18 protein-coding genes and 1 pseudogene are annotated in these 20,366 nt (G+C 38.8%); 2 read left to right on the forward strand and 17 right to left on the reverse strand.

The window, feature by feature from the left end; translation table 11 throughout:
• Positions 1 to 260: 260 nt before the first annotated feature.
• From JO40_RS00985 to JO40_RS01005, 5 genes are all read right to left on the reverse strand, one after another.
• Positions 261 to 521 (reverse strand): Txe/YoeB family addiction module toxin, encoded by a 261-nt coding sequence (locus tag JO40_RS00985; RefSeq protein WP_044977471.1) that lies wholly within the window; start codon positions 519 to 521, stop codon positions 261 to 263.
• A complete protein-coding gene (locus JO40_RS00990; protein ID WP_044901942.1) occupies positions 518 to 778 on the reverse strand; it encodes a type II toxin-antitoxin system RelB/DinJ family antitoxin in 261 nt (86 codons plus the stop codon). The genes JO40_RS00985 and JO40_RS00990 overlap by 4 nt, the downstream gene beginning before the upstream one ends.
• A gap of 265 nt (positions 779 to 1,043) precedes the next feature.
• On the reverse strand, positions 1,044 to 2,429 hold the full coding sequence (gene radA / locus JO40_RS00995; protein WP_044977473.1) for a DNA repair protein RadA: 1,386 nt from the start codon (positions 2,427 to 2,429) through the stop codon (positions 1,044 to 1,046).
• 15 nt (positions 2,430 to 2,444) lie between these two features.
• A complete protein-coding gene (locus tag JO40_RS01000) occupies positions 2,445 to 3,275 on the reverse strand; it encodes an Mrp/NBP35 family ATP-binding protein (protein ID WP_044977475.1) in 831 nt (276 codons plus the stop codon).
• Between the two features lie 133 nt (positions 3,276 to 3,408).
• A complete protein-coding gene (locus tag JO40_RS01005) occupies positions 3,409 to 5,013 on the reverse strand; it encodes an ATP-binding protein (RefSeq protein ID WP_044979651.1) in 1,605 nt (534 codons plus the stop codon).
• Between the two features lie 299 nt (positions 5,014 to 5,312).
• Here JO40_RS01005 and JO40_RS01010 point away from each other — a divergent pair, with 299 nt between their 5' ends.
• Complete coding sequence (locus JO40_RS01010; protein WP_044977476.1) at positions 5,313 to 6,134, forward strand: leucine-rich repeat domain-containing protein; 822 nt, start codon at positions 5,313 to 5,315, stop codon at positions 6,132 to 6,134.
• Here the strand turns inward: JO40_RS01010 and JO40_RS01015 are convergent.
• The 8 genes from JO40_RS01015 to JO40_RS01050 all read right to left on the reverse strand — a co-directional run bounded on the left by JO40_RS01015 (position 6,131) and on the right by JO40_RS01050 (position 15,486).
• Entirely contained in the window at positions 6,131 to 6,910 is a 780-nt protein-coding gene (locus JO40_RS01015) for an ABC transporter ATP-binding protein (protein WP_044977478.1), read from the reverse strand. The two genes, JO40_RS01010 and JO40_RS01015, sit on opposite strands and share 4 nt — an antisense overlap.
• 5 nt (positions 6,911 to 6,915) lie before the next feature.
• A complete protein-coding gene (locus JO40_RS01020; RefSeq protein ID WP_044977480.1) occupies positions 6,916 to 7,935 on the reverse strand; it encodes a FecCD family ABC transporter permease in 1,020 nt (339 codons plus the stop codon).
• Positions 7,935 to 8,870, reverse strand: coding sequence for an ABC transporter substrate-binding protein (locus JO40_RS01025; protein WP_044977482.1), 936 nt, complete (start codon positions 8,868 to 8,870; stop codon positions 7,935 to 7,937). The genes JO40_RS01020 and JO40_RS01025 overlap by 1 nt, the downstream gene beginning before the upstream one ends.
• A 244-nt stretch (positions 8,871 to 9,114) precedes the next feature.
• Positions 9,115 to 10,353 (reverse strand): methylaspartate ammonia-lyase, encoded by a 1,239-nt coding sequence (locus JO40_RS01030; protein ID WP_044977484.1) that lies wholly within the window; start codon positions 10,351 to 10,353, stop codon positions 9,115 to 9,117.
• Between the two features lie 81 nt (positions 10,354 to 10,434).
• Positions 10,435 to 11,892 carry a methylaspartate mutase subunit E gene (locus JO40_RS01035; RefSeq protein WP_044977486.1) on the reverse strand — a complete coding sequence of 486 codons (1,458 nt, stop codon included), beginning with the start codon at positions 11,890 to 11,892 and terminating at the stop codon, positions 10,435 to 10,437.
• A gap of 148 nt (positions 11,893 to 12,040) precedes the next feature.
• Complete coding sequence (locus JO40_RS01040) at positions 12,041 to 13,087, reverse strand: dihydroorotase (RefSeq protein WP_044977488.1); 1,047 nt, start codon at positions 13,085 to 13,087, stop codon at positions 12,041 to 12,043.
• Between the two features lie 27 nt (positions 13,088 to 13,114).
• A complete protein-coding gene (locus JO40_RS01045) occupies positions 13,115 to 13,708 on the reverse strand; it encodes a carboxypeptidase-like regulatory domain-containing protein (RefSeq protein ID WP_044977490.1) in 594 nt (197 codons plus the stop codon).
• A 65-nt stretch (positions 13,709 to 13,773) separates the two neighbouring features.
• Complete coding sequence (locus JO40_RS01050; RefSeq protein WP_044977491.1) at positions 13,774 to 15,486, reverse strand: DEAD/DEAH box helicase; 1,713 nt, start codon at positions 15,484 to 15,486, stop codon at positions 13,774 to 13,776.
• An 85-nt stretch (positions 15,487 to 15,571) separates the two neighbouring features.
• On the opposite strand from JO40_RS01050, the gene pyrF reads away from it, so the two are divergent.
• Positions 15,572 to 16,474, forward strand: a complete 903-nt coding sequence (pyrF, locus tag JO40_RS01055; RefSeq protein WP_044977493.1) for an orotidine-5'-phosphate decarboxylase — start codon at positions 15,572 to 15,574, stop codon at positions 16,472 to 16,474.
• Here pyrF and JO40_RS01060 read toward each other — a convergent pair.
• From JO40_RS01060 to JO40_RS01075, 4 genes and pseudogenes are all read right to left on the reverse strand, one after another.
• Complete coding sequence (locus JO40_RS01060) at positions 16,464 to 17,378, reverse strand: DUF4340 domain-containing protein (protein ID WP_044977495.1); 915 nt, start codon at positions 17,376 to 17,378, stop codon at positions 16,464 to 16,466. The two genes, pyrF and JO40_RS01060, sit on opposite strands and share 11 nt — an antisense overlap.
• Positions 17,375 to 18,861: pseudogene (locus JO40_RS15135) on the reverse strand (GldG family protein). Before JO40_RS15135 ends, JO40_RS01060 begins: the two are co-directional and overlap by 4 nt.
• Complete coding sequence (locus JO40_RS01070) at positions 18,858 to 19,544, reverse strand: ABC transporter permease (RefSeq protein ID WP_044977498.1); 687 nt, start codon at positions 19,542 to 19,544, stop codon at positions 18,858 to 18,860. The pseudogene JO40_RS15135 and the gene JO40_RS01070 overlap by 4 nt, the downstream one beginning before the upstream one ends.
• A 39-nt stretch (positions 19,545 to 19,583) precedes the next feature.
• Positions 19,584 to 20,366 carry an ABC transporter ATP-binding protein gene (locus JO40_RS01075; protein WP_044977500.1) on the reverse strand — a complete coding sequence of 261 codons (783 nt, stop codon included), beginning with the start codon at positions 20,364 to 20,366 and terminating at the stop codon, positions 19,584 to 19,586.

Consider the following 20,366-nt stretch of genomic DNA (forward strand, 5'->3'; position numbering starts at 1 on the left):
AGTGTTTTTCAAAACTTTTTGTACTTTTTTTGTGAGAATGTTTGTAACTGCCGGCGGAGCCTTTGTCTATCATTACGGTATAGTATAGCATGTTTCCACACAAATATCAACCGTTTGAATGGTTCAAAACCAATTTAAAATAACCGATAACACAAGGGCCGAATGAACTGTCGGCTGTCCCCAAATGGGACAGCCTTTTAATTCGGTAAATAAATTCATCTATAGATATTTTTTTGTATTTATATATAACCTCATTTCGATTAATCCTCGTAATGTCCACGGCAGGATAGAATTTCTAGAGTATTTTTGCTTACACGGTACACAAGCCTGTTCACTTCATCAATACGATGGCTCCAAAACCCGCTCAACTCGCCTTTTAGGGGTTCCGGTTTTCCTATACCGTCAAAGTTTCTACGTTCAATATCTTTAACCAGCATGTTGATACGCTTTATTGTTTTCTTATCTTGTGTTTGCCAATACACATAATCTTCCCAAGCTTCATCAAACCATATTTTTTTCATTCGCCCGCCTCGATAAGCTCATGTTCTACCCATTTTCCGGCGTTCAGAGCTTCAATTCCGCGGCGTAAGTGAGCCATGTTACTTTCACTGTAGAATGGATCTGTTGATATTTCAAACGGTATTTTTTGTTTCCTAACCGCCGCTTTTGCAAACACGCAAAATGCTGTTGTCATTGTCATTCCAATATCGGAACAAAAAGCTTCAAACTGGTTTTTTAAGTCCTCATCTATACGGATATTTATGTTTGTCTGTGCCATAGTAGTAACTCCTTTTTGTATATTATAAATAAATATATTGGCAATGTCAACTTTTTCGATTCGACATGTCATTGCATTTCCTCTGTCAATGTAAAATTTTATATTGACATCAAATATACAAGCATATATAATTATAGATCAACCCAATTACAATACCAAATCATGAACCAATCAACAACCCCGACGCAGAGCATCGGGGTTGTTGATTTACTTTCAAAAAAATCTAAAGAAACAAGATTAAGATAAATTCTGCTCATGCATAAAATTACCCAAACACCTTTTTGATTGCCGAGCTTAAATCTTCCGCTTTAAAAAGCTGTGAGATGTTTATGTCTCCCGCTTCAGAATCGGAAGGAGGAGGCGACACGACTTTTGTAAAGCCCATGCTTTGGGCGGTTTTGATTCTTTGCTTTAATTTTTTGACGCTTCGGATTTCTCCTGCGAGGCTTAATTCGCCTATGTAGGCTCCTTCTTTTTGAGCAGGTATATTTGCACGGGCGGAATAAAGAGCAAGTGCTATGGCGAGGTCGGCGGCGGGTTCTTTAAGCCTTATACCTCCTGCAACGTTTACATAAATATCCTGATCCGAAAATTGTAAGCCTATTCTTTTTTCCAAAACGGCGGCGATGCGGCTGACGCGGGCGGAATCTATCTTGTCCGAAAAGACCCTTGTAACCGCGCCCTTGGCAGGAACCGTAAGAGCCTGTATTTCTACCATAAAAACACGGCTCCCCTCGCAGACGGGAACGGCAGCAGAGCCCGCAGGCAGAGGCCCTGTCCGATTAGTAATAAATAATGAAGACGGGTCATCTATGGCTTTTAAACCGCTTTCATCCATCGAGAAAATTCCAAGCTCGTCAACCGAGCCGAAGCGGTTTTTTAGGGCACGCAAAAAACGCACATCGTCTTCTGTTCTCTCAAAGGAAATGACCGTATCCACGAGGTGTTCGAGAACCTTAGGCCCCGCTATGTTTCCGTCCTTTGTTACATGGGCAGTTAAAAACAAAACGCTGTCCCTCTCTTTAACCCAAGATACAAGCTCGTGAGCACATAGCTTTAATTGATTTATAGTTCCCGGAACGGCTCCGGCATCTGCGGAATACATAGTTTGAATTGAATCGATTATAACAAAAACGGGATTTACCTTGTTTAAAACTCTCTCTACATCTTCCAACCTGCAAGTGCATAAAAGTTCAATATTTTTTAAAGGAAGATTCAGTCTGTCGGCACGGGAACGGATTTGTCCGCCCGATTCTTCTCCCGAAACATACAGAACTTTTTTTACGGAGCCCGAAGAAGAGGCCGAAGCAGCTTGTAAGAGCAGTGTCGATTTTCCTATGCCCGGCTCTCCTCCGATTAAAATTGCCGAACGCTTTACGGCACCACCTCCCAGCACCCTGTCAAATTCCGCAATCCCCGTAGAAAGGCGGACGGCATCATTTGCTTCAATAGCATCAAGAGGAACGGAATGAGCTTCTTTTACAAATTTTTCTGCAATGCTTCTTTCGGTTGCGGAATAATCTTGATTGATTGTAACCTCTTCAAAGGTATTCCATTCGCCGCATTCGGGACATCGGCCTAGCCAGCGGGCTTGAGTGTAACCGCAGTTGTTGCAGCGGTGTGCAAGGTCTCCTGTTTTCTTTTTTGCCATAAGCCTTCCTTAAAATTAAAGTTTTGCGATACATTCAACAATAGGATTGAACCATGGTGCATCAACATCTTCTATTTTGCCTTTATCGCAAGCCTTCGCAATTTCAGGATCAATAGGAAGTTTTGCAAGAACCGGAATACCGTACTCTAAAGCTATTTCATCAATGCCGCTTTCTCCGAAAATATGATAATCTTTTCCGTTATCGGGACAAGTAAAATACGAAAAGTTTTCAACCAAACCGATTATTGGTATGTTCATTTTTTTTGCCATATTGACAGCCTTGGCAACTATCATTGAAACAAGTTCTTGAGGAGAAGTCGCCACAATAATACCGTCTACAGGTATGGATTGAAAAACGGTGAGAGGAACATCGCCGGTTCCGGGAGGCATATCGATAAACATAAAATCAATGTCCTTCCAAATAACATCCGTCCAAAATTGTTTTACAGTTCCGGCAATTACAGGCCCCCTCCATATAACAGGATCGGTTTCGTTTTCAAGAAGCAAATTAACCGACATAATGTCAATCCCTGTTTTAGTCTTTGCAGGGAAAATACCTGAATCGTTTCCTACGACAGTTTCGGATATTCCGAAGGCCTTAGGAATTGACGGCCCTGTAATATCGGCATCAAGGATAGCACATTGATAGCCTTTTTTTTGGGATTGTACCGCAGACAAGGAAGTAATAAGAGATTTTCCTACCCCGCCCTTCCCGCTTATAATTGCGATAACTTTTTTAATGCTGCTTAGTTTATTAGGACGCTCAATAAAACTGTTCGGCGCAGCAGTTCTTTCATTGCAAGTTAAATTACAACCTTCACATTCATGATTACACGTTTGACTCATACTCTCTCTCACGATAAAAATTTATTGGGAAGCATACTCAATATATTAATAATTACTATACATTCAATTTGAAAAGACTTCAAGTAGGCGTAAAACGTTGACCTAAAAATTGAGTATGAAGTAATTGCCGCACTTAAATTATAGCCTCAGTCTTCCAGTCCTTGATAGTCCGTTTTTCTTCGTCAAAACTAGAACCGATTGCAATTATTTTTTTACCTCTTCCCGAGTACTTGTCTGCATAGCCTTTCTCTTTGATTTGTTTTACGGCATTCTCCGGCGTTTCATTTGAGGTAAGCTTAAATTCAAAAATATAAACTTTATCTTTAAATTCAACAATGCAGTCGGCCCGTCCGGTTGCACAATGAACTTCAGTGTGCACAAACTGATTCATAAGAGCAAACACAAGATAAACCGCTGTCTGATAATTTTGTTCACGTAAGACTAAATCTTTTTCGGTTAAGTTATCATAAGGAATGCCCGATATTATTCCCTTCATCTTTTGCATAAACCCGTCTACATCTCCCGCCTCAATCTGCTCGTAGAATTCCCAAATCGAAAGCCCTGTTTTGTCAGCCCTTATCGAAGTGTAGGCGGGCATAAGGTTATGTAAAAAACCGTAACGCACCTCATCGTTAGGAAATCCCAAACGGTAAAGACCCGCAAAGTCATTATAGTCTTTGATTGTCAAATATCCGGATTGAAACAATATTGGCAGAGGGAGAATAGGATCAGCTCTATACTCATTAAGACCCTGCTCATCAAGCTGAATATTTCCGTCAAGGTCGGGAATATTGTAATAAGCCTTTTTTAAGTATTCTACCAAAAAGGTCGGAGTACCTGTCGCAAACCAGTAGTCACGCATTCTTCCGTCAGCAAAAACATTTAGCAAGCTGAATGGATTATACATATTCGTTCCGGTTTCAGAAAATTTATAGCCATCATATCTCTGCTTTAATTTTGCAAGAGCTTCATCATAAGTCAAGTTATTTTTTTCTGCAAGATTTTTAATTTCAGGTTTAAAATCGGCTTCAAGTTCTTCTTGCGAGATACCGCAGATAGCCGAATAATCCGACAATAAACTCAAATCCCTTAAGTTGTTTAAATCGCTGAATATGCTGATCTTGCTGAATTTTGTAACTCCGGTTAAAAATGCAAAGCGGAGGTACTGGTCTGCACTTTTTATAACTCCGAAAAAGCCTTTAAGGATTGTGCGGTAGGTTTCGTTTAAGGCCTCATCTTTCCACATCGTTTGAAGAAGGGGCTTATCATATTCATCGATGAGAATAACAGCTTGCCTGCCGGTTTTTTCGTAGGCAGCCTTTATCAAATTTTGAAAGCGGTCGGGCAGATCAAGCCCCGTACTTCCATATATTTTTTCATATTCCTGCAAAAAGGAATTTAATCTATTTAAAAGGCCTTCCTTTGTATCGTAAATGCCTGTGTTAAAATCCAAATAGAGCACGGGATATTCCTGCCAGATTTCTCGCTTTTTCTTTTCGGCTTCTTCAAATTTCTCTATGGCTAAGCCTTTAAAGAGTTCTTTTTGACCTAGAAAGTAGGCTTTTAGTGTAGAAAGTAAAAGGCTTTTCCCGAAACGGCGCGGACGGCTTAAAAAGTGGACTCGGCTTTCGTTTACTAATTTCCAAATAAGTTCTGTTTTATCTACATAAATAAAATTTTCTTTACGTAGAACCTCAAAACTTTGAACACCTATCGGCATTTTTCTAATCTTACTCATAAACATAGTATAACAGAAAAAAAAGAAATTGACAATCTAAAGGACATCTTTAAAAACATTGTTAGATTTTTACAAGATCACTTGCATTGTATTTTAGGATATGATATACTCTCGAAAGTTGTGAGGCTCAAGATGTTTTATCAAAATGGCAGTCAAATTTTTAGAAACACACAAAAACAAACAACTTTCTTCATATATATATGCACGTCTGACGACCTGTCTGACGACATGTCCATTCAACCATTTCAATAATTTTATTTTACATACAGCTTATTATATGCAAGTAAAGGAGAAACTTTATGGAAACAAGTACTATTATTGACGGAGGCACTTCTTTTGTAATCGACTCCGAAAAGAAAACAATTACGGTTTATGTTGAAACGGCAGATAACTCCTGTGTAGAGGTCGAGGGCTGTGCAGAAACTATAATTGAAAGCGGAACTGAATCAACTTTAAGTGTTAAATCTTCTTTAATAATTTTAAGAGGTAATATTATTGAATTTAACTGCGGTGGTAACCCTTATACCTATGGGAACCAAATTAAAAGTTTAAACGTGCTGGGTCTAAAAAACTTAGAAAAACTTAATTGCAGCGGTAATGACCTTACCGAATTAAACATTAAAGGCTTAAATAACTTAAAAGTACTTGCATGCAGATATAATAGGCTTTCAAGTTTGGATGTTGCCGATTTATCGGCTTTGGAATTTTTATGGTGCTCTGCAAATTTAATTACAGATTTAAACTTACCAAATATGTCTTCTTTAAAACGGCTTGGTTGTAATAACAATAAACTTGAAGTGTTAAACCTTGAAGGCTTAACTTCACTTGAATACCTTTGGTGCGGTAGCAATTTGTTAAATAAACTCAATTTAACCGAACTGAAAAATTTGACCAGTTTAAATTGTGAAAAAAATAAACTTACCGAACTGGACTTAACCGGATTAACGGCATTGGAACATCTGTGGTGCAGTAAAAATTTGTTAACAAAACTTAATTTAACAAACACACTACATTTGCAAAGCCTTGATTGCAGTTCAAATATGCTTACCGAGCTTAACACGGAAGAATTGCATGATTTACAATATTTAAATTCATCAGGGAACCGTTTACCTGCAACCTAAAAAACCGTAAGCCATAAATTAAAAGAATTTTTCATCCATTCGGCTACATCCATTCCGTAAACGGATTGTAAAATTTCTCTGTTTAAAATCTCATCTTTTTTTCCTGAGGCTTGTATTGTACCGTCTTTTAAAAAAATAAGTTTATCGGCAAATTGAAGGGTCAAATTTATATCGTGGAATACACCTATGACGGTTTTATCTTCTTTTTTGCAAACCTCTTTTAAAAAAAGAATAAGTTCGGTTTGGGCTTTTAAGTCCAGATGATTTGTAGGTTCATCGAGTAAGATAAGATCGGGTTCTTGGGCAAGAGTACGCGCCAAGTAAACCCGCTGAAGCTGTCCGCCTGAAAGTTCATCTATTTTCTTTTCACGCAACTCCCAAATGTCAACAGCCCTTAAACATTTTTCGACATAGGCCCTGTCTTTTTTTGAAACGGAAAGAAAAGAGCCGCCTTCTCTGTGAACATATCTTCCCATCATAACGGTGTCATAAACGGAATATGAAAAATATATTGAAGAAACTTGGCTTAAAACAGCTATTTTTTTTGCTATATCCTTACGCTTGATATTTTTTAAGTTTTGACCGTTTAAAAGAATTTCGCCAGAATAACCGATAAGACCGGCAAGAGTTTTTAAGAGAGTCGTCTTTCCGCAGCCGTTAGGCCCTAAAATACAAAGGCTCTCTCCTTTTAAAACAGAAAAAGAAATATCTTTTAAAACAGGAATTTTTGAATATCCCGCATAAACCGATTTTACATCTACTAAAGGATAATCCATAAGATTTAATTTCTCCTCCGTCCCTTAAAATAAACATAGAAAAAAAACGGAGCACCGGCGAGGGCCGTGATTGCACCCACCGGAAGCTCTTGGGGGGACATAACAGTTCTTGCCGTCATATCGCATAGAACCATTGCAGTGCCTCCTATACAAAACGACATGGGAATCACTATCTTATGCTTCGCTCCGAATATTTTTCTTACGATATGAGGAGAAATCAAATCGATAAACCCGATTATGCCTGCAAAGGAAATTACGGTTCCCGTAAGGGCAGAGGCCAAAAACAAAAGAGTCCATTTAACTTTTTTTGTATCTACACCCATAGTCTTAGCCTGCTCTTCGCCGAATGTAAGTAAATCCATCTCGTTTGAAAGGGCTGTAAGAATAAAAGTTCCGGCTGCGCAGATCGGCAGTAATAGATTAAAGTTCTTTATATTCTGGCCTGCAAAACTCCCCATCTGCCAAAATATGAGACGGGCCATTCCATTCCGGTTAAGAGCAATTATGACGGTTATAACTCCGTTTATAAAAAGAGAAAAAACTATACCGGTCAAAATGATTGTAGAGTTTTCAAAATTTTTATCGATCAAAGATGCAAATTTTACTGAAACATAAACCGTAAAAAGGCCTGCAATTGTTCCTGCAAGGGGAAGAGTAAATGCAGGTATCAAAGGAAGAAAAAAGCCCGTCAAAATTACAATGGCCGCTCCGAGAGCCGCTCCCGATGAGACGCCCATAGTGTAAGAAGAAGCTAAAGGGTTTTTTAAGATGCTTTGCATTACAGCACCGCTTACGGCAAGGGACCCGCCTGCCAAAAAAGCAACCAGAACCCTAGGCAGCCTCACGTTCCAAACTATTGCAGCAAAGGTTTCTTGAATACCGTAAATTTCTTTTTGAGCTATTTTTGAAAAGATGATTTTGATAATATCTTGGGGCGGAACAAAGACCGAGCCTATTCCTACCCCCAAGATGAGAACAAGGATGCAGGCTGCAACCGAGCCTGCAAGCTTGAATTGAAGTTTCATTATTTATAAATTTCAGGATAAACGGCTTTAGCCATTTCTTTTAAGGCCTTTATAATGTTATGATTCGGTCTTGAAGAAGAATTATTGTCTATGCCGAAAACCTTTTTGCCCTTTACGGCTTTAAGGGAAGTCCATCCCGATCTGGCCATTATTTCATCAATGGGATTAGGAATATAACTTACATTCGTCAAAATTATATCGGGATCCTTAGCCAAAACCATTTCTTCTGAAACGGCTATCCAATTTTTTTGATCGGCAAAAATATTTTTAGCTCCTATGATTTCGATCATCTCATTGATAAAGGTTCCGGTACCTAAGCTGTACATATAAGGAGCGGCCCCTATTTCAAAGTAAACGGTTTTCTTTTTATCTTCAGCAATAGAAGCACCTTTCTTTCGGATAGCTTCAATTTCCTTTTTCATGTTTGCAATAATTTTTGCTCCCTTTCCTTCTTGTTTTACGACGGCAGCTATGTATGCAATATCAAGATAAATAGCATCGATACTCGAGGATGAGGGAATGTTGACAACACAGATACCCGCATCAATTAAAGGAGAAAAAGGCGTAGTTCCCTTTGAATTTGACATACCCGAAATAAAAACTACATCCGGTTTTAGGGCGATAAGTTTTTCCGCATCCGGCTTCATCATATCGAAATATGGAATATCTTGTTTTAAAAGTCCGTCCTTTTGAGTGTTGGTATCGGCGGCAATAATCTTGTCGGCTACTCCTAAATCGATTAGGATTTCGGTAGTCGATGGAGCCATAGAAACAATTTTTTCTACTTTCGCAGGTAAGACAACGGGGTCTCCTGCCCTATCCATCGTTAAGTCAACCGAGGGAAGGCTTGCTTCTTTTGCCCCTCCTGCAAAAACCATTGTGCCAGCTGCCAAAAGCATGGCCAGCACAAAGAAAATTTTCTTAAAATTCTTCATAAACCTACTCCTTAAAAAAGTTTTTGAAGGATTATCAAATCCTGAAAAAAGTTTTTTCGAGTAGTTTTGCGGAATGCAAAACTACATACAATAACACGATGTTTGCCTGCAAGGCAAACTCGAAGATAAACATGGAGGCTTGTATTTCAAGCCGTAATGTTTATCGAAACTCCTAATAAATAATCATAGATAAACAGTGAGGCACCATTTGTACCGAACTGTTTATCGAAACTCCTAATAAAACTTATTTCCTATTGGCTAGGGCAACGATTCTATTCATTTCGTTATTGATGATCATATAGCCTTCGTCAACACCCATACCGGGTTTTGCAAGCTGCTGGGCAGCTCCGGCTGCAACGGAACAGTTTACGATAACCTCTGCCGAGCGGTTGGTTTCGTTACATGTGCCTCCGCAATAGGCACCTACTCCCTTTTCCTTGCAGTAAAGAATAGCTTCAATCGTGTTGTTAATTCCGCCAAGGTCGGGGGTCTTAATCTGAATCATGTGGCCTGCGCGGTTATCTGCAAAGTATTGAATGTCTTCAAGGGTGTTACACCATTCATCTGCAACAAGCTCTACCTTTACGCCGTTATCGTCAAGGCTCTTTGTGAGAGCTGCCAGCGCCTTCATTTGCTTTTCCCTGTCTCCCATATCCATGGGGCCTTCGATTCTAAGTTTAAAGGGAGAAGCAGCAGCTTCCAGTGTTTTAAGATAAGCTGTCATCTTGGGAACATCGTTATTTGTAAAGTCTCCAATTGTACCGTATACGTCAATATGGAAGATGGGATTGTAGTCCTTGCGGGTTCTCATAGTTTCGACCCTGTTTTTGAGCCACTTGACATATTCTAAAAGTTTTTCTCCGTTTTTACCGGTTTTTTCTTCAACATTGTTAAAAAGACCGTGGGGAAGAACTTCAGCCTGCTTGATAATCATCTTATCGGCATTTAAGTAGCGGTCATCTCCTGATTGGGTAAAGATCGGGATTCTCTTTATTTTACAGCCGGTCTTGTATTCTTTTACAACAACTTCGGCCATCGTTATGTGCTGAGACTTTGCAACGGCATCGAGAATAGCTTGAGATATGCCGTAGCGTAAAGCCGTATGCATTCTTTTTCCGTTTACCTTGTGCTCTTCAAAGGTCTTAGCCATCTCTCTGAAGTTTGTAATTTCTTTTCCTACAAAGAGGGGCTTTATATCCTTTTCAATTACGGGGATAAAGTCCTTTGCCAAAAAGAGAGGATCGCGTCCGCCGGCTCCGGAATACTGTACTGCAGCACAGTCTCCATAAGCGACCTGTCCGTCTTCAAGAATAAACATAACGGAAATAGCTTCGCCTGCTTGTCTGATTGAGGTAAAGCCCTCGGTTACGGGTTTTCCAGTATAAAAAAATCCGTCATGTCCTGCACCCATTTTGATAGCCTTTTGGTCATCAAAATAAAAACCTGTTTTGCCTTCTGCGCAAACAACATCAATAATTTTCATCTTTAATACTCCTTAGATAAACATGGAGGCTTGTATCTCAAGCCGGAATGTTTATCGAATCTCCTAATTCCTAAGATAATTTTAGTGTTTAGCCGGTCTTCCTACGAGAACGCCGGAACTTACGGCATAAACGTCATCAACCGACATTTGGAAGTCAACCTCCCTCTTATCGGCCTTGGCCCTTTCTTCAAGTTTTTCCCTGTTAAAGTCGAGAATGTCCTTTGTAAAGGGAAGATTTCCCGGCATCAGATAGCGGATACATCCGTCATTGTCTCGGGCAGGCATTACCTTTCCGGCATTGTACTGGGAGGGAGCAAATGGAATGTCGATTACACCGGCTTCAAAGGCCTTGATAGTGCCTTCAACCAAGTCGCCGCCTCCTATTTCATAAACTCTGTCCATAATACACTTTGTTTCTGCCTTGATAAGCTCAATCTCTTGAGCGAGTACCCTTGAATCGGGATAACGCTGTCCCTTCAAAAGGTTTAGAACCATCTTAGTAGCCTTTATACCTCCTGCATTCGCTTCTTTGGTAGGAATACCGAAAGCTTCATGCGGGGTCTTAACGATTACCTTTGTAGCTCCGGAAAGGGCAGCCGTGGTACTTCCCAATGAAATAAGGCCGTATGCCCTGGACTCATCGGCAGGGAAGCCTCCCATCCATTGGTGGAAAACCGTAGTGATGCACGTATCCTTGTAGCCGAATTTTTTCATGTAATCCTTTGTAATTTCTCTTAAAGAAATAACGGCTGCAACGTCCTGCGTCATGTTTCCGCACATACCATAACCTACGGTAATGCTCTTTACGCCCTGCTCTGCGGCCAATAGGGCTTCGATAACGCCTACGGCGATAGCAACCGAAGGAGGAACGAGGGTTCCTGTAAGAGGGCCGAAGGGTTCCCTGTTAATGTGAACTCCGTTTTCTTCATAAAATCCTACGAGGCGGTCGGCATATTGCCAACACATGATGCTGTGTTCGATTGAAACGGCTTTTGCATAGGGAACATTATAGCTTATTCCACCGCCTTCGTTCGAGGTATAACCTCCGGCATGAATGATCTCGGAAAGAAGACGGGCATCGGGGGTTCCGTGTCTTGCCTGCAAGGGAAGATTTACAGCTTCCAAAACTTGGCGGCATGGGCCTACACCCCAGTTTACGGCAGGAAAACCGTTCATAAGAGAGCGCCCTGCCCTCTTTGAAGCTTCAATACCGGCCTCTCCTTCTTCATACCGGTTTTGACGCGTATAAGCGTCAATGGTGCTCGGTAAAAAGTCGGCGCCTCCTTCATCCTGTAAAAACTTCAATAGATTGATGTGTTCATCCAAAAGGGGAACACCGGCTCGCGGCTGGGCCGTAGTGATACCTTCTTTGTCCGCTTGTTCAAGTTTGATTGCAAAGTTTTTTTCAGGCGGGATCTTCTTTAAATAATCGATAGACTCTTTTAAGTCAACATCCTTTCCCGTGGGCCATGTTTGGAGAATCTCTTCTCTCATCTCCATAAACTCCCCTTCGGGTATTTTTTTATTCTTCCATCTCATACTCTTGCTCCTAAAGTACAGTATTTCATTGTATCACAAGGATGATATAGCTTCAAGAGGGGATACGGTTTTTTAATTGAACCGCAGGGAACTGTTGAGTTTGCGCTAAACTTCGCAAAGAAAATAGCAAGCAAAATAAAAAAAGAAATTACATAAACTCAAAGGCATCAAAGGGATAGCCGGCTCTTAAACTTGGAAGAGAAGCTTCAATTTCGGTATTTGAGGGAACTTTATAAGCCAAATTAAGTTTAAAAATCCGGTTTACGGCCTTGCCGCAAAGTTCGTCCAGCCTTTTTTCGGAGCAGCCGGCCTTACGTAGTTCTTTTAAAAGAATCAGCGAACCGGCAAATCCCGGAATACCTGAAGCTCCCTTTTTCTTATCTTCATATGTATGGGGGGCGTGGTCGCTTTCAATCCAATCAACCCCGCCTGAGATAAGAGAGCTAAACACGGCTTCTTGCTCTTCTTTTTCACGCAAGGGAGGGTTCATCTTTACAAAGATACCCGATTTTTTATAAGCATCAGTGTTTAAGAGGGCGTGATGAGCCGTAGCCCCGCACGAAATGTTAAGGCCTCTTTTTTTTGCCTCGGAAACGAGCCTTATGCCCTCTTTTGTACTTATGTGACAGACATGAAGGTGTCCCTTAAAGCCCTCGCTTTGCATAAGTTCAATCTGATCCTTTATGGATTCGGTTTCGGCAATGGGAGGGCGGGCAAGGCTGTAAGTAAGAGGATTTTCAATATCAAAGATAGAATTATTCATAAGGCTTTCTTTTTCGCAATGAATTGCAAGAACACCCCTGTAATCGAATTTTTTAAGAGAGGCATAGACTTTCCTCTGCTCTTCTTTTTCAACTATGCCCATGTTTCCGGTCGAATGGCCAGCAAACATTTTAAAGCCGACTATTCTAGGAAAATTTTTTTTGTAGAACAAAACCATCTCTTCTATCTGTAAAGAATCTGAAGTAAGCCCCCCGTAAACGCCGTAAAAGGCAGGAAAGCCCGCCTCCTTTATGGATTTTTCTGCAAGGGCAAACCTGTCAAGGACGGCTTTTCCGGATGTAAGCGGAGGATTTGTATTCGGCATATCAAAGAAAGCCGTAAAACCTGCGGGGCAGGCTAAGGACAAAGCATGGACTATGGTTTCTTTTTCGGACAAAAGACCGTCTCTAAGATGAACATGGGAATCTATCATAAATCAATCTTATTTAAAAACCTATATTTAGAAAAATAAAACGGCTTCGCCGTACCCGTCATCTTTTATAACACTTATTTCAAGTTTATTTTTTCCGTCGAATTCAATACCATCCAACATTATTTTTAAGGCATAGGCCTTTATAGGTTCAACTCCTTTATTAACCGTTTCGCTTATAACCCTCATTGTAATAATTTCATAAAAATCTCCGTTGATGGAAACGGTTATATCATCGGTGCTCAGCTCCGGAGCTATAGATTTTTGTTCTTCTAAAATAAGTTTTAAGCTCATTGGCCTAAAATAAACCATCATAGTATTATCCGTATCCAAAGAAGGGAAAAATATCAAACTAAAAATTTCTGTTTTACCAAGCACAGGGTTTATCTCAAGGTCATTTCGTAAATCTATATTGTAACCCCAAAAATCAAGAAATTTTTGATGAAATCCTTTTGAAGCGATAAAATAAGGATACTTTTTTGATTCAGCTTCCAAACGGAAACAGCCTGCTTCATCAGCTTCACCGCTGATGATAACTTCAAACCTCTCCGTTAAAAGAGCAACTTTAGCATAACCGACAGGCTGTTTATTTCTATCCTGCACAATTCCTTTTATAACACTCATAAAACAACTCCTGTGATTTAGATTATAGCGTATAGAATAGAATATTGTCAAGGCAAAAACAAAAACTATTTCCGCTTATACTTTGAGGCGGAACCTAGACTTTCTTTTTTCCTTTGTGTTCCGTTTTTCCGTTTTTGCCCCAGTTTGCCTTTGCCGATACGGCCCGAAGATTTGGGGCTTTCGCTTTTTATGTCAATATGCATATGAGGCAGGCCTCTTTTCTTTTTACAAAGGCGCAGAGCATCATTTGCGGCATTTTTAGGCATTGTCGCAAGGGAAAACTTATCCATAACCTCTATATCATCTACAAGCCTCTCAGGTATTGAAAGAAGACGGCTTAGCATTTCGGCAAGTTTGCGCTTTGTAATGCCGTCCTTTCGGCCTACACCTATATAAAGGCGCAAAAAATCGTCATCCGATTTTCGAGCCCTCCCTTCGGAGCGCACAGGCTTTATTGTTTTATAATGTGCAGGCGATAAAAATGAGCCGTACTGCATTTGAAGAATAAAGGAGAGGACTGTTTGGGCATCTCCGTATTCGGTGAGCTTATTTGCAAAGGCGGCAAAGCCCTGTTCAGGTTTTTCTTCATTCATCTTTTTTTCGATTTGGGCAGCCGTCTCTTTTAAGATACGTGTACGTTTGATTTCGATGACTTGCTCGATTGAAGGAATTTTACCTTCTTTTAATTCTCCGCGGGCATGCTTGCGCAGGTACTCTATTCTTTTTACCTCATTAGGCCGTACAAAGCTGACGGCAATCCCTGCCGCTCCGGCTCGTCCCGTTCTTCCTATACGGTGGGTATAAGTCGGCCCGTCATAAGGAATTGCATAGTTTACAACATGGGAAATGCCTTCGATGTCTATACCCCGTGCGGCTACATCTGTTGCGACCAAAATGCGGGTCTTTTTCGATCTAAAGCGTTCCAATATTTTTTCCCTTTGGCTTTGAGGAATATCTCCGTGGAGGGCGGCAGCTTCATAATGCCTTTCGTCAAGCTCCTTTGCAACATCATCGGCATCGATTTTTGTTTGGCAAAATACGAGGCCGTAAAAGTCAGGGCTTGTATCTATAAGACGGACAAGGGCTTCGGTTTTATCCCCTTCCCTTACGACCCAAAAAAATTGTTCCGTTAAAGATGCTCTTTCTTCTTGAGGTTCTTCTTCGACAATTTCATAGTCCCCCATAAAGTCGGAAGCTATAGTTAGTATCTGCTTGGGCATCGTCGCCGAAAACATTAAAACACGGGCTTCAGGATTTGCCTGTGAAAAGATATTTTCTATGTCTTCGATAAAGCCCATATTAAGCATCTCATCGGCTTCATCCAAAATAAAATATTCTATATCTTCAATTTTTAGGGAGCCCCGTTCAAGATGATCCATTACGCGGCCGGGTGTTCCTACAACTATTTCAACGCCGGTTTTTAGACTTCTGAGTTGAGGGCCTATCGCCGCTCCACCGTAAACGGTTGTGATACGGGGATATTCTTCAATCCTAAAAGACTCAAGTTCACCGGCAACTTGAACGGCAAGCTCTCTGGTAGGAACTAAAATAAGGGCTCTCACCTTTCCGGTATTTGAACGCAGCTCCTGCACAAGAGGAAGGCCGAAAGCGGCCGTCTTTCCCGTTCCTGTCCGGGCCTTAGCGATAACATTTGCTTCTCCTGAAAGAAGACGGGGAATAGCCAAAACCTGAATAGGAGTAGGTTCTTCAAAACCCTTGGCTTCAACTGCTTGCAGGACTATATCGTCAAGTCCCAGTTCTTTAAAAGTAATTAACATAATTTTTTAAATATAATAAATTCGTAAGAAAAAATCTATAGCTCAAATTGACACATTTTCCGTTTTAGGCTAAACTTACTCGTATATGAACTACATCGATTTATTAAAAACTTCGGCAGAAAAAACAAATAACTGCGCATGTATGGGCTTAGACCCTATTTTTGAAGCTGTTCCAAATAAAACGGGAAGAGTAAAGGATAATCTTGTAAACTTTTTTAAAGAGCTTTTCGGTAAGATGCAGGAAAGAAATTTAGTTCCGGCAGCTTTTAAACCGAATATAGGTTATTATTCGGCTCTTGATAAACCCAGAGAAAAGGATTTTTCTGGTTCTGAAAGCCTTGCAGAAATTTTATCCCTAATCGAAAAAAAATTTTCCGGCATTCCTGTGATCCTCGATTCAAAGCGTGGAGATATTGCCCGCTCCAGTCTTAACTATGCTATCGAAGCATTTGACGGCTGGAAGGCGGATGCTTTAACGGTAAGTCCCTACATGGGAAGCGATTCTATTCTTCCTTTTATTTCTGAAAAATATTCGGATAAGGGAGCTTATATTTTAAACCGGACAAGTAATCCCGGGGCAAAGGATTTTCAAAATCTTAAAACGGATTCTGAAAGCAAAAATAATTCGGAGCTTTATATCCATGTTGCAAAAAAAATTGCTTTTTATGCAAAGGAATTTCCGGGAACGGGGGCCGTTGTAGGAGCTACGGGAATGGAAGAGTTAAGAGTAATTTCAGATATTTATGCTCAAGCAGGAGAGGTTCCCATGCTGATTCCGGGAGTCGGCTCCCAAGGAGGGGATGCAAAAACGGTAATGGAAGTTCTTAAAAATACAGGCTGCGATTTATCCCTTATACGAATAAACAGTTCAAGTGCCTTAACCCATCCTTGGAAAAAAGCACCTGTGCCTGAAAACTATTTGGAGCTTTGTATAAACAATATCGAAAAACTTCTAACCGATACTGCAATTAACAGCATCAGTTTTTAGAATCTTCAAAAATAGAATCTAAAATGGAATCGATGCGGCGTTTTGTGTATCCGCTTATGACATAAGAATTACTGAAGCCTGAATCAAACAGAATAAAATCGCCGCTCTCCATCGGTGTAAGAAAAATATTTATTTTTTCTCCCGTACCTAAAGTTAAATTAAGCTCTTGAGTTTCCGAATTAGTAATCGGAAATGCGGGAAAAATATCTATACATGAAAATTGTTTTAAAAATGTTTCCAATTCGTCAATTTTTTCTTTATTTTTATCCGAAAGGGTGATAAGCTGTTTGTTTTTTTCGATAAGTTGAATTGAGTTATTTTCAAATCTGTATTTATAAATTTGTAAGTCAAGCCAAAAATTTGTTTTTACGGTTAAAAAAGAAGCTAAGACATCGGGCATAATAAAAATTTTTGTTCGGGCATCTATTCGGACATAACGGTTTATCCCTAGAGTATCGTTTTTTCCGAAAACAAAATCACCTATTATAGTTTTATCTGAACGTAATAGCTGTAGGCGGGCGGCATGATCTTCATCCAAGCCGAAATTAATATATTGCTTTATGTCATTGCTTACAAATTTAAAATTTTGTTTAGTACTTAAAACCGAAAAAAATCTTTCAATTAAGGCGGGCTGGACCTTATATTCTCCCGATTGAGTACTTAAAATAAACTTATCTTTTTTTTTGATAAGTCTTAACTCGTTAAAACGCGGAGGAAGAGAATTATCGGGAATAGTAAAAACAATTTCGTATATGTTTTCTATATTTTGTTTTAAAACAAAGGAGATGTTAAAAACATTAGCTTCATTTTTTGGAATATTTAAAAAAATCAAACTTAATAGAAAAAAAATATTTGCAAAAATCAAAATTTGAGTATATTTTTTTAGTTTAAAAAAGTTTTTCACTTTAATCTCCTTTGTTTTACAAAAACGCAAAGACCTACAATAAAAATAGAAAGAGGAAGAAGTATGATAGAAATTAATCTTGCTCTAAATATAAGGCTTGTCATTTTTTCCCTATCTTCAAAGTGTTTAAAGGGCGGAGGAGAATGTTTTTTGTTTTTTAATAAAAGAAGATTATCTTTTAAAGAAACATATTCCAAACAGTTTACCATAAAATCCATATTGTATGTAGAACCGGTGTAATCTATTGCCCTGCTTATCATATACTCATCGCTTATAACCAAGATACGGGAAGGCTTTGTCTGCCCTGCAACAATTACCGAAGGCTTAAAAGACGCATCTTCAAATTTTTTTAAATGATTTTCAAGAGGATCGGTGCTGTAAGAATCAAAAACCGTCAAAGAGTTTTTACCTGTAAGTGCATAAGGAACAAGCTCGGTGTTTTTATTTAAATCCAAATCGATTGAAGAAGGCCAAAAAGAAATCAATGACCTGTAAGCTGCAAATATAGGATGGTCTCGGTTAATACCGCTTAAAGGAAGCTGAATCCAAAAAGGATAATTGATTAACTTTGTGCCATTATTATCGACTTGGGACATCGTAATACGGAAGTTATTTATTAAATCCAAGGCCATATCGGCATTTATATAAAAACCGTGATGTGAAAGAACATCCAATAAGGCATCATTTATTTTAGGAGTTGCTTTCCAAGACCCCTTTACATCAACCTTATTTCCCGAAACAAAAAAACAGCCTTGCCTTCTTTTTGTAAAAACATATCTATCGCAGCAGCGGAAGAATAATCTATATAATCGGATCCTATAACCAAAAGCGGAAACTCGGCGGGTATGTTGTTTACAGGTAATTCCAGAGGTAAAACATTAAAACCTGCATATTCAAGCCAAGGAATTACATAAGAATAATCGGTTGCAAGCAAAGCAGGATCTGCAATAAGAAAAATTGTTTCCGCTTGGGTATTCCCCAAAGCATCATCCCTCATACTCAAAATAAATCTTGCGAGGTCATACTCTAATGTATCAATATCGTCGATAAAGGGGATAACTCTTGTTTGTCCCATATATTCTACCATAAGACCCGAATATAATTTATGAATTATCTTTACGGCATTATCCTGAGCTTCTATTTCACGCGGAACAAGTCCTATCCTGCTTATTGCATCGGATGAAAGGCTTGAAGTATCTGTTACTACAACATCAAAATTTCCCTTGGAATATAATTTATATTCCGATAACATATCATTTAAATATTTTAATGAAGGAAAAAAACTATCAACATTTAAACTTTTAAACCAAGTTACTTTTACGGAACTCTCAAGATTGACCAATAATTCTTTTGTGTAATTTGACAAGGTGTAATTTTTTTCTTTTGTCATATCAAGTCTAAAATATACTTTTGAAGAAACAAGAGAAATTAAAATAAGCATCAAAACAAAAAGAAAAAATTGAAACTTATATTCTTTTTTCATCTTACATCCCTTTGTTTTGTTAGAATAAAAACATTCAACTCAATTCCTAAAACAACTAAAATTAAATAGAAGATAAGGTCTCTGGAATCAAACAGTCCCCGTGCAGCCGATTCAAAATGAGGGCTAAAAGAAAAATAACCTATAATCGTATTCAGCAATAACGGAAGATTTAAATTTTTTGTTAAAGGGTAAATAAGGGTAAAAAATAAAACCGTCAAAAATGAAAGCAAAAAATTAATTTCAGATTTACCGCTTACAGCCGAAAGTCCTAGAGAAATGGAAATAATACCCGTACCGAATAAAAACATAGAAATATAAGAAACAAAAAAAGAACCGGAATCAAAATAAGCCAATGAAAAAACGGAAAGCGGTATTACTAGACTTAAAGCGATCATAATAGACCAGCTTAAAATAAGGCTTAAATATTTACCCAATACAATATAGCGTATTGAGACCGGCAGAGAAAACAAGAATTTATCGGTAAATTGCTTTTTTTCATCACTCCATACACTCATCGTCAGCATCGGAATCACAATGCAAAACAATATAGGCATGTTTAAAAAAAAAGTTTTTAGATCCGACAAGCCTGCGTTAAACCACGAATCGGAACCGATGAAAGCAATACCCGCACTCGTTAGAAAAAAAAGAGAAGAAGCATAAAAAGGAGAACTTTTATACATCATCTTAAATTCTTTTTTTGCAATAAAAAAATAAGTTTTTTATCAGTTTTTTCTAAATTCATTTTTATTTATCCCCGCAAAAAATTCAAAGGCTTTTTCCAATACGGAATAATTTATTTCCGAATCAAACTCACAGCCTTCAGCCTGTAATTGTTCTTTTATTTCTAAAAGATTACCTTCGGCTATTATTTCTCCCTTATTAAGTAAAATATGATTTGAGCAAAGCTCTGCAGCTTGTCTTAAATCATGGGTGCATATCAAAATAGTTTTTTCTTTTGCAATACGCAATATTTTTTTTTCAAAATCTTTTACCTGAACAGAATCAAAACCTGAAGCAGGTTCATCTAAAATAATCAAAGGAGGATTATGTAAAACAGCTTGAGCAAGCCCTACACGCTGCTTAAAGCCCTTAGACAAACTTTTAATTGAATTATTTTTTACTTCATTTATTTCACAAAAATCGATTACCTCATTTAAAGCGTCATTCAATTTATTTTTTTCTATTCCGTGCATTTGACCTGCAAAATATAAAAAATCATAAACTGTCATATTTGAATAAAGAGGGTTTTGCTCATATAGGATGCCTATAAGTTTTTTTGCTTCGATGCCGTTATTTAATATGGAATATGGGCCTATAAAAGCGCCTCCTTCGTCCGGAGTATAATAGCCTGAAATGCAGTTTATGATACTGCTTTTGCCGGCACCGTTTAAACCTAGAAGCGAAGTTATTTCACCTGTTTTTAATTCAAACGAAATATTTTTACAGCCTACGACCGGAGCTTTTCTACTTCCGTAATATTTACTTAAATTTTGTACTTTGAGCAT

It is taken from the genome of Treponema putidum (assembly GCF_000755145.1).
GTDB classification, from domain to species: Bacteria; Spirochaetota; Spirochaetia; order Treponematales; family Treponemataceae; genus Treponema_B; species Treponema_B putidum.